The 21874-nt window shown below is 25.4% G+C and carries 21 protein-coding genes, 2 tRNA genes and 1 pseudogene; 10 read left to right on the plus strand and 14 right to left on the minus strand.

Features of this window, described 5'->3' with window-relative positions:
* Positions 1-27: 27 nt before the first annotated feature.
* From H0H42_RS00340 to ilvA, 3 genes are read left to right on the plus strand one after another with little or no spacing between them, the layout of a single operon-like run.
* Positions 28-315: an acetolactate synthase gene (locus tag H0H42_RS00340; RefSeq protein WP_185868564.1), complete on the plus strand. Its 288-nt coding sequence runs from the start codon at positions 28-30 to the stop codon at positions 313-315.
* Between the two features lie 43 nt (positions 316-358).
* The gene (ilvC, locus tag H0H42_RS00345; protein ID WP_185868565.1) at positions 359-1402 is read left to right on the plus strand and encodes a ketol-acid reductoisomerase; all 1044 of its coding nucleotides are present in this window, start codon (positions 359-361) and stop codon (positions 1400-1402) included.
* Between the two features lie 3 nt (positions 1403-1405).
* Positions 1406-2674: a threonine ammonia-lyase gene (gene ilvA / locus H0H42_RS00350; RefSeq protein WP_185868566.1), complete on the plus strand. Its 1269-nt coding sequence runs from the start codon at positions 1406-1408 to the stop codon at positions 2672-2674.
* Positions 2675-2694: 20 nt separating this feature from the next.
* Here the strand turns inward: ilvA and H0H42_RS00355 are convergent.
* Positions 2695-2784, minus strand: a tRNA-Leu gene (locus H0H42_RS00355).
* A gap of 88 nt (positions 2785-2872) precedes the next feature.
* Between H0H42_RS00355 and dapB the strand changes: the two genes are divergently transcribed.
* From dapB to lepB, 3 genes and pseudogenes are all read left to right on the plus strand, one after another.
* Positions 2873-3577 carry a 4-hydroxy-tetrahydrodipicolinate reductase gene (dapB, locus tag H0H42_RS00360; RefSeq protein WP_185868567.1) on the plus strand — a complete coding sequence of 235 codons (705 nt, stop codon included), beginning with the start codon at positions 2873-2875 and terminating at the stop codon, positions 3575-3577.
* Positions 3578-3708: 131 nt separating this feature from the next.
* Positions 3709-3900 (plus strand): annotated as a pseudogene (locus H0H42_RS02735) (DUF5684 domain-containing protein); the annotation flags it as partial.
* Positions 3901-3978: 78 nt separating this feature from the next.
* Positions 3979-5094, plus strand: a complete 1116-nt coding sequence (gene lepB, locus H0H42_RS00365; protein WP_223843703.1) for a signal peptidase I — start codon at positions 3979-3981, stop codon at positions 5092-5094.
* On the opposite strand, the gene H0H42_RS00370 is transcribed toward lepB, so the two are convergent.
* The 5 genes from H0H42_RS00370 to H0H42_RS00390 form a co-directional block, all read right to left on the minus strand.
* Complete coding sequence (locus tag H0H42_RS00370) at positions 5079-5792, minus strand: rhomboid family intramembrane serine protease (protein ID WP_185868569.1); 714 nt, start codon at positions 5790-5792, stop codon at positions 5079-5081. The two genes, lepB and H0H42_RS00370, sit on opposite strands and share 16 nt — an antisense overlap.
* Positions 5789-7510: a DNA mismatch repair endonuclease MutL gene (mutL, locus tag H0H42_RS00375; RefSeq protein ID WP_185868570.1), complete on the minus strand. Its 1722-nt coding sequence runs from the start codon at positions 7508-7510 to the stop codon at positions 5789-5791. Before mutL ends, H0H42_RS00370 begins: the two co-directional genes overlap by 4 nt.
* Before the next feature lie 14 nt (positions 7511-7524).
* Positions 7525-8169 carry a tetratricopeptide repeat protein gene (locus H0H42_RS00380; RefSeq protein ID WP_185868571.1) on the minus strand — a complete coding sequence of 215 codons (645 nt, stop codon included), beginning with the start codon at positions 8167-8169 and terminating at the stop codon, positions 7525-7527.
* Positions 8170-8192: 23 nt separating this feature from the next.
* Positions 8193-9587, minus strand: a complete 1395-nt coding sequence (gene gldE / locus H0H42_RS00385) for a gliding motility-associated protein GldE (protein ID WP_317167331.1) — start codon at positions 9585-9587, stop codon at positions 8193-8195.
* A gap of 127 nt (positions 9588-9714) precedes the next feature.
* Entirely contained in the window at positions 9715-10377 is a 663-nt protein-coding gene (locus tag H0H42_RS00390; protein WP_185868572.1) for an A/G-specific adenine glycosylase, read from the minus strand.
* Positions 10378-10460: 83 nt separating this feature from the next.
* Between H0H42_RS00390 and H0H42_RS00395 the strand changes: the two genes are divergently transcribed.
* Together H0H42_RS00395 and H0H42_RS00400 are read left to right on the plus strand one after the other, a co-directional pair.
* On the plus strand, positions 10461-10754 hold the full coding sequence (locus H0H42_RS00395) for an HU family DNA-binding protein (protein WP_185868573.1): 294 nt from the start codon (positions 10461-10463) through the stop codon (positions 10752-10754).
* A 224-nt stretch (positions 10755-10978) separates the two neighbouring features.
* Positions 10979-11065: transfer RNA gene (locus H0H42_RS00400), tRNA-Leu, on the plus strand.
* Positions 11066-11080: 15 nt separating this feature from the next.
* Here H0H42_RS00400 and H0H42_RS00405 read toward each other — a convergent pair.
* The 4 genes from H0H42_RS00405 to fabD all read right to left on the minus strand — a co-directional run bounded on the left by H0H42_RS00405 (position 11081) and on the right by fabD (position 14241).
* Positions 11081-12352, minus strand: coding sequence for a citrate synthase (locus tag H0H42_RS00405; RefSeq protein WP_185868574.1), 1272 nt, complete (start codon positions 12350-12352; stop codon positions 11081-11083).
* A 59-nt stretch (positions 12353-12411) separates the two neighbouring features.
* Positions 12412-12603, minus strand: a complete 192-nt coding sequence (locus tag H0H42_RS02740; RefSeq protein WP_223843695.1) for a hypothetical protein — start codon at positions 12601-12603, stop codon at positions 12412-12414.
* Between the two features lie 209 nt (positions 12604-12812).
* Complete coding sequence (locus H0H42_RS02745; protein WP_223843696.1) at positions 12813-13367, minus strand: hypothetical protein; 555 nt, start codon at positions 13365-13367, stop codon at positions 12813-12815.
* On the minus strand, positions 13345-14241 hold the full coding sequence (gene fabD, locus H0H42_RS00415; protein ID WP_185868575.1) for an ACP S-malonyltransferase: 897 nt from the start codon (positions 14239-14241) through the stop codon (positions 13345-13347). Before fabD ends, H0H42_RS02745 begins: the two co-directional genes overlap by 23 nt.
* Positions 14242-14272: 31 nt before the next feature.
* On the opposite strand from fabD, the gene H0H42_RS00420 reads away from it, so the two are divergent.
* Positions 14273-15064 carry a TatD family hydrolase gene (locus H0H42_RS00420; RefSeq protein WP_185868576.1) on the plus strand — a complete coding sequence of 264 codons (792 nt, stop codon included), beginning with the start codon at positions 14273-14275 and terminating at the stop codon, positions 15062-15064.
* On the opposite strand, the gene fumC is transcribed toward H0H42_RS00420, so the two are convergent.
* From fumC to ybeY, 3 genes are all read right to left on the minus strand, one after another.
* Positions 15051-16436, minus strand: a complete 1386-nt coding sequence (gene fumC / locus H0H42_RS00425; RefSeq protein WP_185868577.1) for a class II fumarate hydratase — start codon at positions 16434-16436, stop codon at positions 15051-15053. The two genes, H0H42_RS00420 and fumC, sit on opposite strands and share 14 nt — an antisense overlap.
* Positions 16437-16830: 394 nt before the next feature.
* A complete protein-coding gene (gene mnmG / locus H0H42_RS00430) occupies positions 16831-18699 on the minus strand; it encodes a tRNA uridine-5-carboxymethylaminomethyl(34) synthesis enzyme MnmG (protein WP_185868578.1) in 1869 nt (622 codons plus the stop codon).
* Between the two features lie 9 nt (positions 18700-18708).
* The gene (gene ybeY / locus H0H42_RS00435; protein ID WP_317167332.1) at positions 18709-19086 is read right to left on the minus strand and encodes an rRNA maturation RNase YbeY; all 378 of its coding nucleotides are present in this window, start codon (positions 19084-19086) and stop codon (positions 18709-18711) included.
* A gap of 166 nt (positions 19087-19252) precedes the next feature.
* Between ybeY and H0H42_RS00440 the strand changes: the two genes are divergently transcribed.
* The gene (locus H0H42_RS00440; RefSeq protein WP_185868580.1) at positions 19253-20026 is read left to right on the plus strand and encodes a 3'-5' exonuclease; all 774 of its coding nucleotides are present in this window, start codon (positions 19253-19255) and stop codon (positions 20024-20026) included.
* On the opposite strand, the gene htpG is transcribed toward H0H42_RS00440, so the two are convergent.
* Positions 20023-21873 carry a molecular chaperone HtpG gene (htpG, locus tag H0H42_RS00445; protein WP_185868581.1) on the minus strand — a complete coding sequence of 617 codons (1851 nt, stop codon included), beginning with the start codon at positions 21871-21873 and terminating at the stop codon, positions 20023-20025. The genes H0H42_RS00440 and htpG overlap by 4 nt on opposite strands.
* Between the last annotated feature and the right edge of the window lies 1 nt (position 21874).

Consider the following 21874-nt stretch of genomic DNA (forward strand, 5'->3'; position numbering starts at 1 on the left):
GAATAACAAATTAATTATATTTTTTTTATGAAACAAAAGAAGTTTAGGATTAGAGTAGTTGGAGAAAATGACAATAGATTATTGAGTAGAATATTAATCATATTGAATAGAAAAAATTTAAAAATTTTATATATACATGGTGATATGAATATAAAAAATAACTTAAAAAATGAACATCAATATATCATTGATTTAGAATGTTTCAAAGAACAGTTAATTCAAATAAAAAAATTAATTGAAAAATTGATTGGAATTATTTGTATTTCTTATCATCATCAACCATTGTTAATGAAAGAACCTATAAAAAATATTTGATATTTTAACATTATTAAAAACGTTCAATTAATAAATAAAAATTATGAAAATTACATTTGGAAATGTAGAGGAAAATATTGTTACAAGGAAAGAATTTTCTTTGGAAAGAGCAAAAAATACTTTAAAAAACGAAACCTTATCTGTATTAGGATATGGAGTTCAAGGACCAGGTCAAGGGTTAAATTTAAAAGATAATGGATTCCGAGTAATTATCGGACAAAGAAAAAATTCTCCTTCTTGGGATAAAGCGGTACAAGATGGATGGATCCCTAATAAAAATTTATTTTCTTTAGAAGAAGCATCCGAACGAGGATCTATATTAATGTATTTACTATCAGATGCGGGTCAAATATCTTTTTGGAAAATTTTAAAAAACTATTTAAAAAAAGGAAAATCTTTATATTTTTCTCATGGATTTGGATTGACTTTTCATGAAAAAACAAATATCCATCCTCCTAAGGAAATAGATGTTTTTTTAGTAGCACCTAAAGGATCTGGAACAAGTTTAAGAAGACTTTTTAAAGAAGGAAAGGGGATTAATTCAAGTTATGCTATTTATCAAGATTATAGTGGAAACAGTTTAGAAAAAGTATTATCTATTGGGATAGGGATTGGTTCTGGATATCTATTTGAAACAAATTTCCAAAACGAAGTATACTCTGATTTGGTCGGAGAAAGAGGAACTTTAATGGGTGCAATACAAGGAATATTTGCAGCACAATATCAAGTGTTAAGAGAAAATGGACATTCTCCATCAGAATCATTTAATGAAACTGTTGAGGAATTAACACAGAGTCTCATGCCATTAGTTTCAGAAAAAGGAATGGATTGGATGTACGAAAACTGTTCTACTACGGCACAAAGAGGTGCTTTAGATTGGTGGAAAAAATTTCAACAAGTAAACCTCCCAATTTTTAAAGAATTGTATCAAGAAGTTTCATCAGGAAAAGAAGCAAAAAGAATTATAACATATAACATTGATAAAAATTATAGAAAAAAGTTACAAAAAGAATTACAAGATTTAAGGAAAAGTGAATTATGGACTGTAGGAAATATAATTAGAAAATTACGACCAGAAAAAGATTAAAAATTGAAAAAAAAGTTACCAAAATATTATCCTTCTTGTGAAGAAATTATGAAGGCGAATGAACGTTTAAAGAATGTCATTAATGAAACTCCATTACAAAAAAATTTACTTTTATCCGATAAATACAAAGCAAATGTTTTTCTTAAAAGAGAAGACTTACAAATTATACGTTCATATAAAATACGAGGAGCTTACAATAAAATAAAAAGTGTTTGTTATCAAACAATTTTAAAAAAAGGAGTTGTATGTGCTAGTGCAGGAAATCATGCGCAAGGAGTAGCTTATTCTTGTAAAAAATTAAAAATTCCAGGAAGAATATACATGCCTAGCACAACACCTCAACAAAAAATAGAACGTGTAAAAATGTTTGGAAAAGATTTTGTTGAAATTATTCTTATCGGAGATACGTTTGATTCAGTCAATGTTGAAGCTTTAGACTTTTGTAAAAAAAATAAAAAAATTTTTATACATCCTTTTGATGATGTAAAAATCATTGAAGGACAAGCAACAGTAGGATTAGAAATATTACAACAGTATCCATTTCATATTGATTATATTTTTATTCCTGTTGGAGGAGGAGGTTTAATTTCAGGAGTGGGAAGTTACTTTCATCAATATAGTCCACATACAAAAATTATAGGTGTAGAACCTGAAGGAGCTCCATCTATGAGTATTTCTTTAAAACATGGAAAAGTTGTAGAATTAGAAAATATAGATAGATTTATTGATGGAGCTTCCGTAAAAAAAGTAGGAAAATTAAATTTTAAAATATGTCATAAAATATTGTATGATATGAAAACAGTTCCAGAAGGCAAAGTTTGTACTACTATTTTGGAACTCTATAATTTAGAAGCAATTGTTGCAGAACCTGCTGGAGCACTTTCCATCTCTGCCTTAGATTTTTATTCTAAAGAAATAGAAGGAAAAACCATTGTTTGTATATTAAGTGGTGGTAATTCTGATATTACTAGAACAGAAGAAATTAGAGAAAGATCCTTATTATATGAAGAGAAAAAACATTACTTTATTGTTCAATTTCCACAAAGATCCGGTGCATTAAAAGAATTTGTAAACAATGTTTTAAGCAAAAAAGATGATATTACTTATTTTGAATATTCAAAAAAAAATTCTAAAGAAAAAGGACCTGCAATTATAGGAATAGAATTATCCGATAAAAACGAATTTACTTCATTATTAAAAAGAATGAAAAAAAATAAAGTTCATTTTCAATATATAAATAAAAATCCTGATCTTTTTCGTATACTAATATGATAAAATATTTTTTGAATGAATACCCACGACTGGATTCGAACCAGCACATCCTATTTTTTTCGGATATCACCCCCTCAAAGTGACGTGTCTACCAATTTCACCACGTAGGCAATACATCAAAAATAACAAGATAAAAAAAATTAATTAAACAAGACAAAAAAAATTATAATATTTAGATATTAAAACAATTGTATTATTATGAATATAGCAATCATTGGATATGGAAAAATGGGAAAAACGGTTGAAAGAATCGCAAAAAAAAGGAATCATGTCATCAAAATTTGTGTAGATAATACTCCACCAGAATATATATTGAAAAATATTGATGTAGCAATTGAATTTAGCCATCCCAATTCTGTTATTAATAATATTAAAGTATGTTTAAAAAAACATATACCTGTTGTATGTGGAACTACAGGATGGTTTAATAAATTGGATTATGTAAAAACAATATGTCAAGAAAAAAAAGGATCTTTTTTATACGCTTCTAATTTTAGTATTGGAATGAATATTTTTTACAAAATGAATCAATATTTATCTAAATTATTGCATCCATATGCAAATGATTATCAAGTAACCATTGAAGAAATACATCATAAAGATAAAGTCGATAAACCTAGTGGAACAGCTATATCATTAGCAAATGATATTATAAAAAATAATGTCAAAAAGAAATGGGAATTGGATTGTCAAGAAAAAAAAGAAGAAAGTATATCTATTATATCAAGAAGAATGGGGAAAGAGATAGGAACGCATTCTATTAAATACGAATCCGAAATCGATGATATACAAATTTCCCATAAGGCAAATAATAGAGATGGATTTGCTCTAGGATCTGTTATTGCTGCAGAATGGATTCAAAATAAAAAAGGATTTTTTTCTATGCAAGATGTATTAAATTAACTATATTAATTTCTATATCATCATTTTTTATATTATCAATGTTTCATTATGTTTGTTTTAGCATTATATTTTTCTTAATTGAAAATATTATTCATACATTGGTAACATGTAGACTTTATAAGAAATGTGGGATGAATCCATGGGAAACTTATCTTCCCATTTACAATATTTTTGCATGGTTAAAAAAACATAAACATTCTTTATATTGGATGTTTCTTTTATTCATTCCTTTTACAAGCATTATATTTTTTATAATATTTTGGATAGATATCCTACAATTTTTTGGAAGAAATAAAACGAAAGACCTTTCGTTATTTTTTTTATTTGCATGTGTTTTTTACATGTATTACATAAATTATTTCACGCATTTGAAATATAATGATAAAAAAACATTGTTATACATGTATGATGTAAAGTATTTGTTTTCTATGATATGTTATTTTATTACACATCATTATCTTATTCAACCATTTATGATTCCTACTTCTTCCATGGAAAAAACGTTATTAGTAGGAGATTTTATTTTAGTTAGTAAAATTCATTATGGATTACGAATGCCTATTACTCCGATTTCTATTCCTTTTATTCATAATAAAATTATAGGAAATGTAAGATCCTATATATCATGGATCCATTGGCCATACTATCGTATTCCATCTATCCAACCCATACAAAGAAATGATTTAGTTGTTTTTAATCTTCCAACAGATAAAAAAAATAACATGATAGATAGAAAAGAAAATTATATTAAACGGTGTATGGGATTGCCAGGAGATATAGTTCAAATTCAAAAAGGAATTTGTTTTGTTAATCATAAAAAAGAAAAAGGATTTCTTACACAAGAAAAATCTTACATTGTTCAAACACATAATTCCCCTTTAAATGAAAAATTTCTTAAGAGTAAAATGGATATTGAAGAAATAAATTTTATAAAAAAAATAAAAAATAATTATTTTTATCAAATCATGTTAACAAGAACAAATGCAATAAGAATACAAAAAATATTTAAAAATATTTTTTGTATAAAAAAACAAATAGATCCCATTTATTTTAAGGAAAATTCAATATATAATAATACTTATCCAAAGTGGAATAGGGATTTTTTTGGACCATTATACATTCCTAAAAAGGGAGATACAATTCAATGGAATTCAAAAAATATTGATGTCTATAAACATATATTATTATATGAACATCCTGATAACCATCAGAAACATTATAAATTAAAAAATAATTATTATTTTATGATAGGAGATAATAGAGATAATTCTTATGATTCTCGTTATTGGGGTCTTGTTCCAGAAGATCATATTTTGGGAAAACCTATCTTTATATGGATGAGCATTGATTGGATTAGAAATCATCCATTGAACCTATTCAGTTGGAAAATTCGATGGGAACGTGTGATGAAATCTATGAATAAAGAAAGTAATTCTCTATCTTTATTTTTTCTATTTATCTTTTGTAATATGTTCTATTTTTCATGTATTCATCAGAATCATCAAAATGATTCATAAAGTGTTTTTTTTACGAAAAATCGTATAAAAAAATATCCAAAAATCATTCCTCCTATATGAGCAAAATGAGCGATTCCAGGAGTTAAATTAAACATGGAAGAAAGAAAACTCATAAAGAGAACAATAAATACTGCCGTTCTAATAGGAATTGGAAAAGGAATTGGTAATATAAAAATTTTATGATGAGGATAAAATTTTGCAAAAGCTCCGACTATTCCACTGATGGCACCAGAAGATCCCATCATCGGTGAATACATAAGACTAAATATTGTCATTCTTTGTTCTTCGTTAAGTGAGTAAAAACTCATTATTTGATCAATTTCTGAAAAATCTATTGTTTGGAAAAAGTAATATAGTACACTACTATTAAATAATAACTGTAAACATGCAGCAAAAAACCCTGATAATAGGTATAATACAAGGAATTTTTTTATTCCTAAAATATTTTCTATTTTTCTTCCAAACATAAATAAAGCTAACATATTAAAAAATACATGAAAAAATATATGTTCAGAATGGATGAACATATGTGTAAAAATTTGATATGATTCAAAACGATGATCATTAGGATGATATAAAGAAAAAATATCTTCTATTCTAGAATAAGGAAAAAGTAATATTGCTGTATATATCAATATATTGATACATATTAAATGTTTCACAGCATACGAAGAGTTAAAATTGGAATAAAAATTCACTTGTAAAAAATTTGTTCAAAAAAATCATTTTTGAAAATGAAAAATATAGGATTTCCTGAATTATTATAACGAGGATTTTTGCAAAAAAAAAGATTTCTTATCAAGAAAATCATATTACTACTTGATAATAAACATCCATATTTTATAGAAATAAATGAAGAAATGTGATCTATAAGAATTCTTTTATTACGTTGACAATCATTATTTAAATGATATTTAAATACATGTTTAAATACTTCAATGAGTAAATTTGTTTTGATGTTTTTAGGAAATGTATGTAAATACATATATTCTGTACAAATAGTAAAACGACATGCTATATAATTTAAATTATTTTCAATTTCATTTAAGAATAATTTATCTTTTTTTAATAAAGAAATTTTAATCGGTAAAAAGAAATTCTTAGAAGGAATTTCTTTTTTGTTGATTAACAGTTCATATAATATTTTTTGATGTGCCCTATGTTGATCGACTAACACCATACAATTATCATTTCCAAATGTAAATATGATATATTTCTTATTTATTTGAAATATCTCTAATTTTGTTTTTTTAATTTTATTAAAAATATAATGATCAAAATCATCTTCTATTACTACAAAAGATTTATATAAATGGTTTATACTATCATTAATACTTTGATTTTTTTTTTTTACAAATTTTAATACGTCATTTCTTAATAATGGATTCTTATTTTTATAAGAAAAAATATTGTAACGATTTATATTTTTTTTATTGATTTCATACTGATAAAATAATGTTTCTTTTATTTCTTTGTGAATACATTCTCCTATTATAGACTCATATTCTATATGAACTTCTTTTTTTAAAGGATGAATATTGAAATTAATCGAAATAGGTCTTATATAAATAAAAATACAGTAAGAAATTGTATTGATTTTTTTTACAAATCCTTTATAAGATTGAATAATTTTATTATGTAATGATAAATAGTTGACACACCTTTTATTAAGAAATATAAATTGACTTCCTTTTTTAACAGAGGAATCAGGAATGCTTACGTATCCTTTTATACAAAAGGTTTTTTTTTTTTTATAAATAAATTTAAAACTTCCTTTTATAAGAGATTCAATTCTTTTTTTCAAAGAATCTTTTTTGAAAAAAAAGACCATTTTCCCATTATGATAAAATCGATAAGTAATTTGTCTATGTGCCAAAATAATCTTATAAAATTCTTCCACAATATGTAAAAATTCTATTCTAGAAGATTTTAAAAATTTTCTCCTAGCTGGAAACTTATGGAAAATATTTTTTACAGAAATTCTTGTCCCTTCCAACATATTTATTGGAATTTCCTTTTTCAATTTTCCATCTTCTATGAAAAGATGAACTCCCATTATACTATTTCTAGTTTTTGTTTGTATTTCCAACTGAGAAACAAGAGAAATAGAAGATAAGGCTTCTCCACGAAATCCTTTCGTATGAATGTTTAATAAATCTTCATAATTTTTAATTTTTGAAGTAGCATATCTTTGAATACTCATTTTGGCATCTAAAAAATTCATTCCTATTCCATCATCAAATAATTGAATTAATGTTTTTCCAGCATCTTGTATAAAAAGATCGATTTTATTCGCTTGTGCATCTATAGAATTTTCTAATAACTCCTTTACAACAGTAGATGGTCGATCAATAATTTCTCCGGCAGCTATTTGATTAATTACTTTTTTAGGTAATACTTTGATTGAATTTTCCATGCAATCATAATTTTTCAATTATGAATATATTGTTGATTTTTTGAATATGAAAGATATTTATCGACATTATCGATATATAAAAAATTAGGATATTTATTTTTTATTTTGTTTAAAAAATATGATGCGTTTTCATATTTTTTTATATTCAAATATAATAAGGAAATCTTGTAATAGTAAATCGGAGTAAGCATATCATTATCTTCTACATTAGCCGCTTTTATATAATTATGGATAGCATGATTCCTTTGGTTCATTTGAATATAAGAATCCCCTATTATTCCGTATTTCATGGCAATCGAAAATTTTTCTTTTGTTTGGAATTTTTTCATCATTTTTATCGATTTTTTATAATCTCCTAATTTATAATAACAAATACTTGCATAAAACTTCGAAATGTTTTCTTCTTGAGTGAAAGGATAAGTGGAAATAATTCCTAAAAAACCTAAATGTTTAGAATCGGTATGCAACGATTGATAAAAATATCCCTTTTCAAAACATTTTTGTGCATAATTTAATTCATACAAACATCTTTGATAAGATGGATTAAAAATTTTTTCAAAACAAATGATAAGAAGTAAAAATAAAGAAAAAAATATTAGATAATTGACAAAATTATTGGTCCAATATTTTTTTTTGTATAAATCCCATTTTTTTTTCATAGAACGTTATTCTATTTTTCTATTCATTTTTTTTCATTTCTTATCACTTTGATTGTTTTTATTCTTTTGTGATCAATACTTTGGATTACGAAAGAATAGCGAAAAAAATCTATTTTTTGTTTTTCTTTAGGAAATTCTTTACATATTTCCATAATAAAACCTCCTAACGTATCTGCTTCTCCTTTCTCATTTTCAAAAAAAATTTCATCATCAATTTCCATGATACGATAAAAATTAATCAAAGCAGTTTTTCCATCAAAAAAATAAGTATTTTTATTTACTTTGGAATAATTTAGATATTCCTTATCAAATTCATCTGTAATATCTCCAACAATTTCTTCAACAACATCTTCAAGAGTTACTAAACCACAAGTTCCTCCATATTCATCGACTACAATAGCTAAATGTATTTTTCTAATTTTAAAATCATTTAAAAGATTGTCTATTTTTTTTTTTTGTGGTACAAAAAAGGGAGGATGAATTAGTATTTTCCAAGAAAATTTTTTATTATGATAAATAAAGGGAAGTAAGTCTTTTGCAAATAACACTCCTTCTATATCATCTATGCTATTATTATAAATGGGAATTCTTGAATATTCTTGGTATCGAACCAACCTAATTACATCAGAAAAATTTGTATTTATACTTATGGCAAACATGTCGATTCTAGGAGTCATAATTTGATGAATTTCCGTATTTCCGAAGTCTACAATTTTTTGTAAAAATTTAATCTCTTTATTATTTTTTTGGTTGTAAGAAGTAATTTTTAATGCTTTTGATAGTTGATCGATAGATATTATATTATTTTTCTTGATGATTTTATTTTCTAATAATTCCGAAAAAGAAATCATAATTTTACTAATAGGTTCTAATATTTTACTAATGAAAAATAAGGGCTTTGCCATAAATATAGAAAATCGAAAATTATTTTTTTCTGCATATATTTTAGGAATTATTTCTCCAAATAATAATAGAATAAAAGTAATAGATATAATTTCTAATAAAAGAGAAAAAGAAATGTTAATAGTTTTTGAAAACTTGTCTTTTTGAAAGAATTCTTCTAATAAAGAAGAAGTGAGAATCACAATCCCAACATTGAAAAAATTGTTTGCAATTAATATGATTGCTAAAAGTTTTTTTCTATACTTAAGAATTTTTAAAAGAATATGTTTTTTCTTTCGATTCTTCTTTGTTTTTTGATCGATAGTTTTTTTATCAAGACAAAAAAAAGCAGTTTCTGATCCAGAAACTAATGCAGAAAACAATAATAAAATAATTATTAAAGTAAAATATAAAAATAGATAAAAGACACTTTTTAAAATAAAATTCGTCGAATATTCTTTTTCCAATATATTAAATTTTTTATGAAAAATTTCATGAATCTTATGTGAAAAAGAGGTTTTTTTATAAAATGACAAATAAATAAACTTTTTCTTTTATCCATGCAATCATCAAAATTTTTTAAAAAAAAATGTATTCATAATGTAAAAAATACTGTATAAAAATACAAATTCCTTATATTTTTACTTGAAATACAAAAAATTTTCATTTTTTTTTATTTTTTTTAGGAAATTGATCAACAACGTTGTTGTTCTTTGAAAAACAAAAATCGTTAATAGGACAGGAAAAGCATTGATATTTTTTAAACGTACATAAAGTAGCACCCAAATCCATAATAGCTTGATTAAAAAGACCTGGATATTTCACGTCCATGATTTTTTTAATCATGATGGAAAGATTTGTCCTATCCAAAGATTTTGATATATCATAATGTATTCCAAAATATCTAGAAAATACTCGAACCACATTACAGTCAATCGCAGGAACAATTTCACTAAAACATATAGAAGATACCGCTGCTGCGGTATATGGACCAATTCCTTTAAATTTTATCAACTTATGGTATCTATCAGGAAAAAATTTTTTTTTATATATCAATTTTGCAAAATTATAAAGATTTTTTGCCCTAAAATAGTAACCTAACCCCTTCCATTCTTTAAGAATATTTTTCTCACTAGATTCTGCTACTTTTTCTATAGTAGGAAACTTTTGTATAAAATTTGAATAATATTTTACAACGTGTGAAACTCTTGTTTGTTGTAACATTAATTCAGAAATCAGTATATGGAAAGGATTGATTGTTTTTCTCCAAGGAAGATTTCTTTTGTTTTTTGAATACCAATTCATAATTTTATTAGAAAAATTCATTTCTATTTAATTTTAAAATAATTTTACAAAAAATTGGTATATTTAATAAACCAAATTTTGTTATTTGATTATAATGATTTAATATGACAAAAGCAGAAATAATAACAGAAATTATATCAGAAATTGGATCTGAACGAATCGATACTCAAAGAGTTATAGAATCATTTATGAAAAAAATAAAGCAAAGTCTCACATCAGGAGAAAATGTTTATTTAAGAGGTTTTGGTTCATTTATTATTAAATATCGAGCAAAAAAACTTGGACGTCATATATCTAAAGATAAATCTATTGTCATTCCTGCGCATAATATTCCAGCATTTAAACCTTCCAAATCTTTCACAGATCTAGTGAAAAAAGAGGTTCCTATCAAGAAATAATCAATAATTCAAAACAATATAACAATTAAAAATCTTTAATATGCCAAACGGGAAAAAACGTAAAAGAAAAAAAATAGCAACTCATAAAAGAAAAAAACGTAAAAGAAAAAATAGACATAAAAAGAAATTATAAAATTTTCTTACAAAAATAGAATACGAATATTTATCATATTTCTTATTTTTTAATGAGGAATTTATTTTCCATATGTTACAGACAATGTTTTGTGGGTGTGGTGGAATTCGGTAGACACGTCAGACTTAGGATCTGATGCCTGATTCATGGCATAAGGGTTCGACTCCCTTCACCCGCACTAACTCATTTCAATTCATATATTCCTTCTTTTACATCCTACATAAATTTGTCTGGGTCTTCCTATAGGATCGCTGTTTGAGTTCATTTCCATCCAGTGAGCAATCCATCCTGGCAATCTTCCCAATGCAAACATGACTGTAAACATATCTTTTGGAATTCCGATAAATTGATAAATAATTCCAGAATAAAAATCAATATTTGGATAAAGTTTTTTTTCTATAAAATAGGGATCTTTCAATGCTTTTTCCTCAAGATTTTTAGCTAATTCTAAAATGGGATCAAAAATCCCTAATTTATTAATTAAATGATCAGCTACTTTTTTTGCAATCCTAGCTCTAGGATCAAAATTTTTATAAATCCTATGACCAAATCCCATTAAACGAAACGAATTATTCTTATTTTTTGCTTGATTTATCCATTTTTCAATATTTCCACCATCATTCATAATGCCTACTAACATTTCTATAACAGCTTGATTTGCCCCTCCATGAAGTGTCCCCCAAAGAGCACTAATTCCTGCAGATATAGAAGCCAATAGTCCTACATGAGCGGATCCTAATAATCGGACTGTAGTTGTAGAACAATTTTGTTCATGATCTGCATGTAAGATAAAAAGTTTATCCAAAGATTCCATGATAATATGATTATTATAATAATCTTCATAATTAGAATTGGAAAAAAACATATTTAAAATATTAGAAGTATAATAGATATTCTTATCTACATCTACAACACGATCTAAACTTAATGAAGGAAGATTATATTTTTTTCTATAAGTTAATGCCGCTAACATGGGTAATTTAGCAAACAAATCTAAATATAGATCTTCATATTTTTCATGAACATTAGAAAACGCATGTAATATATGAGTGAAAGAAGCTAAAATTCCCATAGGATGATAAGAATTAGGAATTTTATTAATAAAATTTATAATTTCATTATCTAGAACACTACGTGTACGAATTTTTTTAGAAAAACATCTAAAATGAACATCATCAGGAAGTTCTCCATTTAAAATGAGATAACTTGTTTCTAAAAATGAACATTTTTCAGCTATTTGCTCAATAGGATATCCTCTATATAAAAGTTCTCCTTTTTCTCCATTTATAAAACTAATAGAGCTTTTCGTAATTCCTGTATTTTTAAAACCTGGATCAAAAGTAATAAGTCCAGTATTTTCTCTCAATTTTGAAATATTAATTGCTTTATTATCATGAAATGTTCCAAAAACGATAGGAAAATAATGAGGAATTCCATCAATATCAAATTCTACAACACTGCACATATCAAATTTTATTTAAAAATAATATCAACAATAAGATATATACTTTTCTTTATTAAAAATTAAAAAATTATTTCATTAAATGAAAAAATTGTATAAAATCCTTTATTATTGAAATAATTTTTCATTCCTTTTCGATAACTTATTAAAACAAAATCTCCACCCCAAGCTCCTAAACTTTTTACTATTCCTAAATAGTCAGGAAAATATATTTCTTGAATCGTAGGAATATTTAAAGCATTTGATATAATCATTTCATGTTGGAACAATAACCGTTCAAATTCTTCTAATGTTTTACAAAAAGTTAATTTTAAAGTAATAGAGGATATTTCATCTATAAGGCATTTATTAAAAAATCTTTTTTTATAAAAAAATTTGATTCCACAAATAGTACTTTGTTTTTTATTAAGATGTAAAAAATAAAGTTTATTCTTAAATGTAGGATGAAATACGATAGTAGTAATTAAAGATTTTTTTTTTTATGTACTTGATAAATAATTGGTCGAGATGTATTTCCACATGCTATATCATAACCACTTCCTAAAAAATCATTTCCTATTAAAAGATATGGAGATATATTGGCCCATTTTGCAATATTATTAATTAACGTCGAACTACTTCCTAATCCCCAATCTATTGAAAATTCTAATTTGGTGTAAACATTGATATTAAAAGAATCTGTCAGAAATTTTTTCTGATTTTTTTTTGACAGTAATAACAATCTTTGTAAAAAAAGAGATGTTTTTTTTTCTGTTTCGTAATAAATATCTAAAGAAGGAAGTTTAAAAATTGCTTCGAACCAAACATGGTTAAATTCATCTAAACTCTTCCAGTGTAGTAAAGGATAAGAACAATTTTTTTCATAATTAAAAACAGTTAGTGATTGACCCTTAATGGTAGGTAAAGCAATTCCCATAGATCCACATAATAAAAAATATTCCCCCGTTAATAACAATTTTCCATGACAAAAATATTTATATCGATTCATCTTAACATTATTTAACATTGATGTGATCATAATGATTTATAATGTTTTTTACCATCTTGATTAAAAATTTTTTTTGACTTATTTCCTCAAATAACGTTGCTCCATCAATCATCATATTTTTTATAGATTGTTTCCACTTGACTGGAGAAGTAGTTTGTTCAATGAGATTTTTTTTTATTTCAATACAATTTATAACGGGTTTTCCATGTATATTTTGATATATGGGACATATAGGAGGATGAAAATGAATATTCTTGATCAATTTTTCTAATGCTTTTTTAGCGGGTTCCATGATAGGAGAATGAAACGCTCCATGAACAGGAAGGTAAAGGATTTTTTTAGCACCAATTTGATATAAAATATGACAAACTTTCTTAAGAGTTTGATATTCTCCGGATATCACAATTTGTTTATGTGCATTATAATTAGATGGAACAACAATTCTATCACCATTAGTGGAACGCGTTTGTTGATAACAAACGCGTTCCACTAATTCATCTTCTAACCCAAGGATCACTGCCATTCCTCCAGAAATACGTTCACAAATTTTTTGCATTATTTGAGCTCTTTTTTTTACTAAAATTAATCCTTCTTCAAAAGAAAAAGCATTAATGGCAGCTAAAGCAGAAAATTCTCCAAGAGAATGTCCAGATACCATATCCGGATAAAAATTGCTTAATGTTTTGATTTTTATGAATGAATAAATATAAATAGAAAGTTGTGTATATTGAGTTTCTTTCAATATATTCATTGAATGTTTCGAAAACATAATATCAGTTATTTTAAATCCTAAAATATCATTAGATAATTGAAACAATTTTTTAGCTATAAAATATTTTTTGTACAAATCCGATCCCATTCCTATAAATTGAGAACCTTGACCAGGAAATAAATAAGCTTTCATGTAATTTTATTTATTTAAATTAATTAGTATAATGAAAATTACTGATACTCATACTCATTTATATATGGATGAATTTCAACACGATGTAGAATCGATCATTAACAAATGCCAATGTAAAGGAATTCATAGATTTTTTCTTCCTTCTATTAACTCCAATTCAATTCTAAAAATAATACAATTCGATAAGAAATATCCTAATATATGTTATCCTATGATTGGATTACATCCTAATTATGTAAATGACAAAAATTTAGATCAAGAATTATCTAATATTCAAAATTATATGAAAAAATATAGGTTTCTGTCTGTCGGAGAAATAGGATTAGATTTTCATGTTAGTCGAAAATTTGAAATGGAACAAAAATATGTATTTCAACAACAATTAACATGGGCAAATCAAATGGATTTACCTGTTATTATTCATAGTCGAAACTCCTTCGAAACAATTTTGAATATTCTTATTCAAGGAAATCATATCCCTTTAAAAGGAGTATTTCATTGTTTTAATGGAAATCTTGAACAAGCCTTAAAAATCATTAAAATAGGAATGAAATTAGGAATTGGAGGGATTATTACTTTTAAAAATAACAAAATAGTTCATTTTTTAAAAAAAATTGATTTAAATCATATTCTATTAGAGACTGATTCTCCATATCTTTCTCCCCATCCTTTAAGGGGAAAAAGAAATGATCCAGGAAATATAAGAATCATCTTAAAAAAACTTTCAGAAATTTATTCTTTGTCAGAAGATAAAGTTGCATACATTATTGAAAATAATGTAAATCATCTTTTTTTTCCTAGGAAAAAAATTAAACCATTTTAGATGGATCGACAATTTTATCAAACGTATCAGCATTTAAATATCCTAAACGAATTGCTTCTTTTTTTAATGTACTATTATTAAGATACGCTGATTTTGCTATATGTGCTGATTTTTCATAACCAATATAATTATTTAGAGAGGTAACTAACATTAGTGATTGGTTTACAAAATGTTGTATTCTTTCATGATTTGGTCGAATTCCGTCAACACACAAAGATGAAAAGGACAAACAAGAATCTGAAAGCAACTTAGAAGATTGTAAAAAATTATATATTAATAAAGGTTTACAAACATTTAATTCATAATTACCTGAAGCACCGGCTATTGATATAGAAACATCATTTCCTATAATTTGTGTACAAACCATAATCATACTTTCACATTGAGTCGGATTTATTTTTCCCGGCATAATAGAAGATCCTGGTTCATTTTCTGGTATATAAATTTCTCCTATTCCTGAACGTGGACCAGATGATAAAAAACGAATATCATTGGATATTTTAATCAAAGATACTGCGATCTGTTTGATCGCACTATGTGATTCTACTATAGCGTCATGAGATGCAATTGATTCAAATTTATTTTTAGCAACTTTAAATGGATATCCCGTCCATTCCGATAAATATTTTGTAACCTCTAGATCATAATTTTTAGGTGCATTCAATCCGGTACCAACAGCTGTTCCTCCTATAGCTAATTCAGAAAGGTGATTCAAAGTTGTTTTTAAAAACTTTAATCCATGATCAATTTGTGAAACATATCCAGAAAACTCTTGTCCTAAAGTAATTGGAGTAGCATCCATAAGATGAGTTCTCCCTATTTTTACAATATTCTTAAATAAATGAGATTTTTTTTTCAGTGAATTTTTAAGATGTTCAACGGAAGGAATGGTTTTTTCTACTAATATTTTATAGGAAGCAATATGCATTGCTGTAGAAAAAGTATCATTGGAAGATTGAGACTTATTCACATCATCATTAGGATGAATGAATGGTATTTCTTTCCCAAGATGTTTTCCCATAAAAACATGGGATCTATTAGAAATTACTTCATTAATATTCATATTAGTATGTGTCCCTGAACCTGTTTGCCAAATAACTAAAGGAAATTGATCGTCTAACTTTCCATTTATAATTTCATCACAAACTTTGGATATAAGATGTTTTTTTTCACTTGATAAAAGACCCTTTTGATAATTCACATAAGCCGATGCTTTTTTTAATAATCCAAAGGCATGAATGACTTCAATTGGCATGGATCCTTTTGGTCCAATTCTAAAATTTCTTATAGATCTTTCTGTTTGAGCACCCCAATATTTATCGTAAGGAACTTGAATGGATCCTAAAGTATCTCGTTCTTCTCTATGATTCATATTTCTTTTTTTTTGCGAAATTATACAAAAAATAATAACTTATTTTATGTTCATAAAATTTTTAGGTTTTTTAATTTTTATGTTTTTCACTATTGTAGGATTTTGGTGTATTATATTTTTATCTATTTTCAGTGTATATTGGATTATTATGAAATTTTTTAATGATATAAAAAAATAACGAATCATGAAATTGTTATGGAAGAGAAAGTATTTTTTCATGAGTTGTTTATTTATTATATGGATATCTTTTTTTGATAGCAATTCTTTATTGATGTACTATCAATACAATAAAATATATAATCAAATGTTATTACATCAATCTTATTTAAAAAAAAAGATTGCAAAAGAAAAATATCTTACAAAAAAGATATTTGATAATATCAGACAAAAATCCTCATCTTCCCATATAAATAAGTAAAATACTTAAGTCAGAAGGAGATATTCCGCTAATTCTAGAAGCTTGTCCCAAAGAAATTGGACGGTAAAAGTTTAATTTTTCTAATGCTTCGTTAGATAACGAATGTACTTTTTTATAATCAAAATGAATTGGAATTGGAATATTTTCAAGTCTTAATAATTTTTTTGCATTCTCTTGTTCTCTTTCTATGTATCCTTTATATTTGATTCGAATAAAAACTTGTTCTAATACTTCTGGTTCAAATTGATGGAAAGAATCCATGATTGATGAAATACTTTTCATATCTTGTAACTTTATTTCAGCACGAGATAATATCTGATTAATATTTTTTTTATAATCAATTTCAGGAGATTTTTTTTTCCTTAAAAAAGGATTAATAACTTTGGGTTCCAGAAATGTATGGGTAAATAAATACATGCATTCATTAATTTTTCTTTTTTTTTCTTTTACTATTTCTATATGCTTATTTGAGATTAATCCGATCTTGTATCCAATATGACTTAATCTTTCATCTGCATTATCTTGTCGTAATAACATTCGATATTCTGCCCTCGATGTGAACATCCTGTAAGGTTCTTTTGTCCCTTTTGTTACTAAATCATCTATTAAAACACCAATATACGCCTCATTTCTTTTTAAAATTAAAGGTTCTTTGTCATGAATTTTTAAAAAAGCATTAATACCAGCAATCAATCCTTGTGCTGCAGCTTCTTCATATCCAGTAGTACCATTTATTTGTCCAGCAAAAAAAAGATTTTCTATAAATTTATTTTCTAATGTTAATGTTAACTGATTCGGATGAAAATAATCATATTCTACCGCATATCCTGGTCTTAATATTTTTACTTTTTCAAATCCTTGAATTTCTTTTAAAGCTTGATATTGAATTGTTTCTGAAAAAGAAGTAGAAAATCCATTAACATACATTTCTACTGTATTCCATCCTTCTGGTTCAACAAAAATAGGATGTTGATTTTTATCATAAAATCTAAAAATTTTTTCTTCTATAGATGGACAATATCTTGGACTGATTCCTTCAATAGATTTATTGAAAATTGGAGATGATCCTATGTTATTACGCAATATACGATGAACTTTATTGTTTGTATATGTAATAAAACAGGTACATTGTTGATGTAATTTTTTCGAAGAATGAAAAAAAGAAAATTTTTTTGGATTAGCATCACCATATTGTTTTTCCATTTTTTGATAATTTAAAGAACGTCCATCTACTCGTGGAGAAGTTCCAGTTTTCATTCTTCCATATTTCATATTAAAACAGGTACTTAACTGTTCCGTAATTCCTTGTACCTCATTTTCCGATAATCTTCCTCCTTTAATTATGTTTTTTCCAATATGGACTCTTCCATTTAAAAACGTTCCGTTTGTTAAAATTACGGTATGAGATGGAATCTTCATTCCCAAAACCGTGACTACACCTTTCACTTTATATTTGCTTATAATAAGTGATTTTACTGTATCTTGGTATAAATCTAATTTTATATTTTTTTCTAACAAATATCTCCAATAGAAAGCAAATAATTTCCTATCACATTGAGCCCTTGGACTCCACATGGCTGGACCTTTAGATTTATTTAACATTCTAAATTGTATGGTACTATGATCCGTAACAATTCCTGAATATCCTCCTAAAGCATCTATTTCTCTGATGATTTGACCCTTTGCAATTCCTCCCATCGCAGGATTGCAAGACATTTTTCCTATTGTTTGTAAATTTGTTGTAATAAGAAGAGTTTTCCCACCCATTTTTGCTGATGCGTGAGCCGCTTCTATTCCTGCATGTCCTCCACCAACTACAATTACATCGTATACGTCTGAAAACATAAAATATTTTTAATATTTCAATAAATGTAAATAAAAATTCTCCTTATTTTTCATAATTTTTTTTTCTTCTTCTTTTTGATCATTATATCCTAAAAAATGCAATAATGCATGGATCATTACTCTTTTCAATTCATAAAAAAAAATATAGTTCCATATGGAAGAATTATCTAAAACGCGATCTATACTAATAAAAATATCTCCTGATACAAATTTTCCTTTTGAATAATCAAAAGCAATCACATCGGTATAAAAATTTTTTTTTAAATATTTATTATTTATTTTTAATAGATAATGATCACAACAGAATATATAATTGATATCTCCGATACATTTATTTTCGTTTTTTAAAACAATGGAAATTTCTTGAAGAAATAAGGGTTCATTCACAAAATGAAAGTAGACAATTTCATAAAATAGTTTAATCATTTATTTCTTATAATTGAATAAATAATAAATATTTAAAAAAATTTTTGATGAAATCAATTTTATGAAATATTTGAAAACACATGATTTTTCTTATTAAATATTTTTATTTTTACAAAAATAAAAAAATATGAAATTAAAAATTTATCGACCTATTTGTTTTTTTGATATAGAAGCAACAGGAATTGACATAGGAAAAGATAGAATTATAGAAATATCTATTCTAAAAGTATTTCCTAATAATGATCAAGAACATAAAACATGGCTAGTATGTCCTGGAATTCCAATACCTCAACAATCTACAGATATTCATGGAATTACAAACAAAGATGTAGAAGGAAAATTAAAATTTAAAGACGTTGCATCTTCAATATTTAGGATGATTGAACATACTGATTTAGCAGGATATAACTCAAACAGATTTGATATACCTATTTTAGCGGAAGAAATGTTAAGAGCAGGAATTTCTTTCGATATCACAAAACATAAAACCATAGATGTACAAGTTATTTTTCATAAAATGGAACCGAGAACATTATCTGCTGCTTATAAATTCTTTTGCAAAAAAACACTAACAAAAGCACATAGTTCAAAAGCCGATGTTTTTGCAACATATGAAATATTAATGGCACAATTAGAAAAATATGAAAATTTAAAAAAAGATGTGAAAAGTCTCAATCAATTTTCTTATCAAAAAAACATTGCGGATCTAGCTGGTTTTATTAAAATAGACAATGATGGAAACGAGATATTCAATTTTGGAAAATATAAAGGGAAAAGAGTTATAGAAATATTTGAAAAAAATCCTCATTATTATGGATGGATACAAAATTCGAATTTCCCTTTATATACGAAAAAAATATTTACAGGTGTAAAATTAAAAAAGTTTAATAAAAAGAATTAATGATTTACCAATTCTTTAAATTTTTCTGAAACAAAAGAAGAAAGATTTTTTCCTTTCAATAAATTTTTTGATAAAAGAGTTAATTTTAATGCATTTTGTAGAATTTTTATACGTTTTTCTTCTGGAAGAATTTCCTGTAATATTTTTTTTACGATAAGATGATTAGGATTTACTATTAATTGATAATTTTTATCTAAATCGTTATCAGAAATGTTATTTTTTGTGCTAAAATCATTCATTTCTTTAATTCTTCTTAAGAACTCAGGAACAACAATTAAAAATGGATCTTCTTTTTCAGAAAGATGTTCTATTATATCAATGTTATGAAAATTGATATTTTCTATAGAATATTTCTTAATAAAACTTATTAATCTTTTTTGATCCATTTCAGAAATAATAGATGGAAGTTGAATTTTCTTATCTTTAAGAATTAATTTATCAATATGATCTGAATCAATTCTTACAAAAGAAAGATCTTTAAAGGACATTTCAAATTTTTGAATTAAATGAACTGAAAGAGGAGAATCCAATAATAATACCTCATATGTTTTATTTTTTGCACTTTGAATATAACTATACTGTTCATTTATATTTGATGCATAAAGTACAATCATCTTTCCATATTTATCCTTATGTTTTTCTATTATTTGATTTTTGAACTCATCGAATGTATAAAATATCTTATCTACTGTTTGGAACAAATAGAAATTGATCGCTTTATCAAAAAAATGTTGTGTAGTAATCATCCCATATTCTACTATCATTTTAATATCCTTCCATTTTTTTTGAAAATCGACTCGGTCATTTGTAAAAATGAAATTTAATTTATCTGAAACTTTTCGAACTATATATTTAGAAATATTGATTATGGAATTGTCTGACTGAAGATGTGAACGAGAAACGTTAAGAGGAATATTTGGAGAGTCTATTACCCCTATTAAAAAACTTAGAAATTCCGGTACAATTCCTTCTAAATTATCTGTAATATATACTTGATTTTGATACAAATGTATTTTTTCTTTTTGAAAATCAAATTTTCTTTCTAGTTTTGGAAAAAATAAAATTCCTTGTAAACTAAAAGGATGATCTATGTTTAGATGGACCCAAAAAAGAGGATTTTCTTTATGAGGATATAATTCTTTATAAAATGTTAAATATTTCCCTTCTCTCAGTTGAGAGGGATTTTTTTTCCAAAGAGGAAATGGATTATTAACAAGAAATTCCTTTTCTTTTTTTGAAGAAATATAAATTTCCACTGGCATGAATCTACAATATTTTTTTAATATTTTGAGTATGCGATCATATTCTAGAAATTCTTTATATTTTTCTCCAATACATAAGATAATTTCCGTTCCTCTATTTCTTTTTTCAACCTCTTTCATGAAAAATTTTGGAGTTCCATCACAAGACCAGAATATTGAAGGATATTCCGGTTTGTAAGATTGTGAAAAAATCATTACTTTATCCGATACCATAAAAGACGAATAAAATCCTAGTCCAAAATTTCCTATGATTTCTGACGAAGTCTCTTTATGTTTTTGAATAAATTCTTCTGCTCCAGAAAAAGCAATCTGATTAATATATTTTTTTATCTCCTTTTCATTCATTCCAATTCCATTATCAATAATGTGAATTTCTTTTTTTTCATTATCGATAAACACATTTATTTTCAAATTATTGACGATATCTTCTACTTTTGAAATGTTCGATATTGTCTTTAATTTTGTTATGGAATCTACGGCATTGGATACAAGTTCACGCAAAAAAATTTCTTGATTAGAATAAAGAAATTTTTTTATAATAGGAAATATATTTTCGGAAGTAACACTAATCTTATTTTTATCCATA

It is taken from the genome of Blattabacterium cuenoti (assembly GCF_014252275.1).
GTDB lineage: Bacteria > Bacteroidota > Bacteroidia > Flavobacteriales > Blattabacteriaceae > Blattabacterium > Blattabacterium cuenoti_O.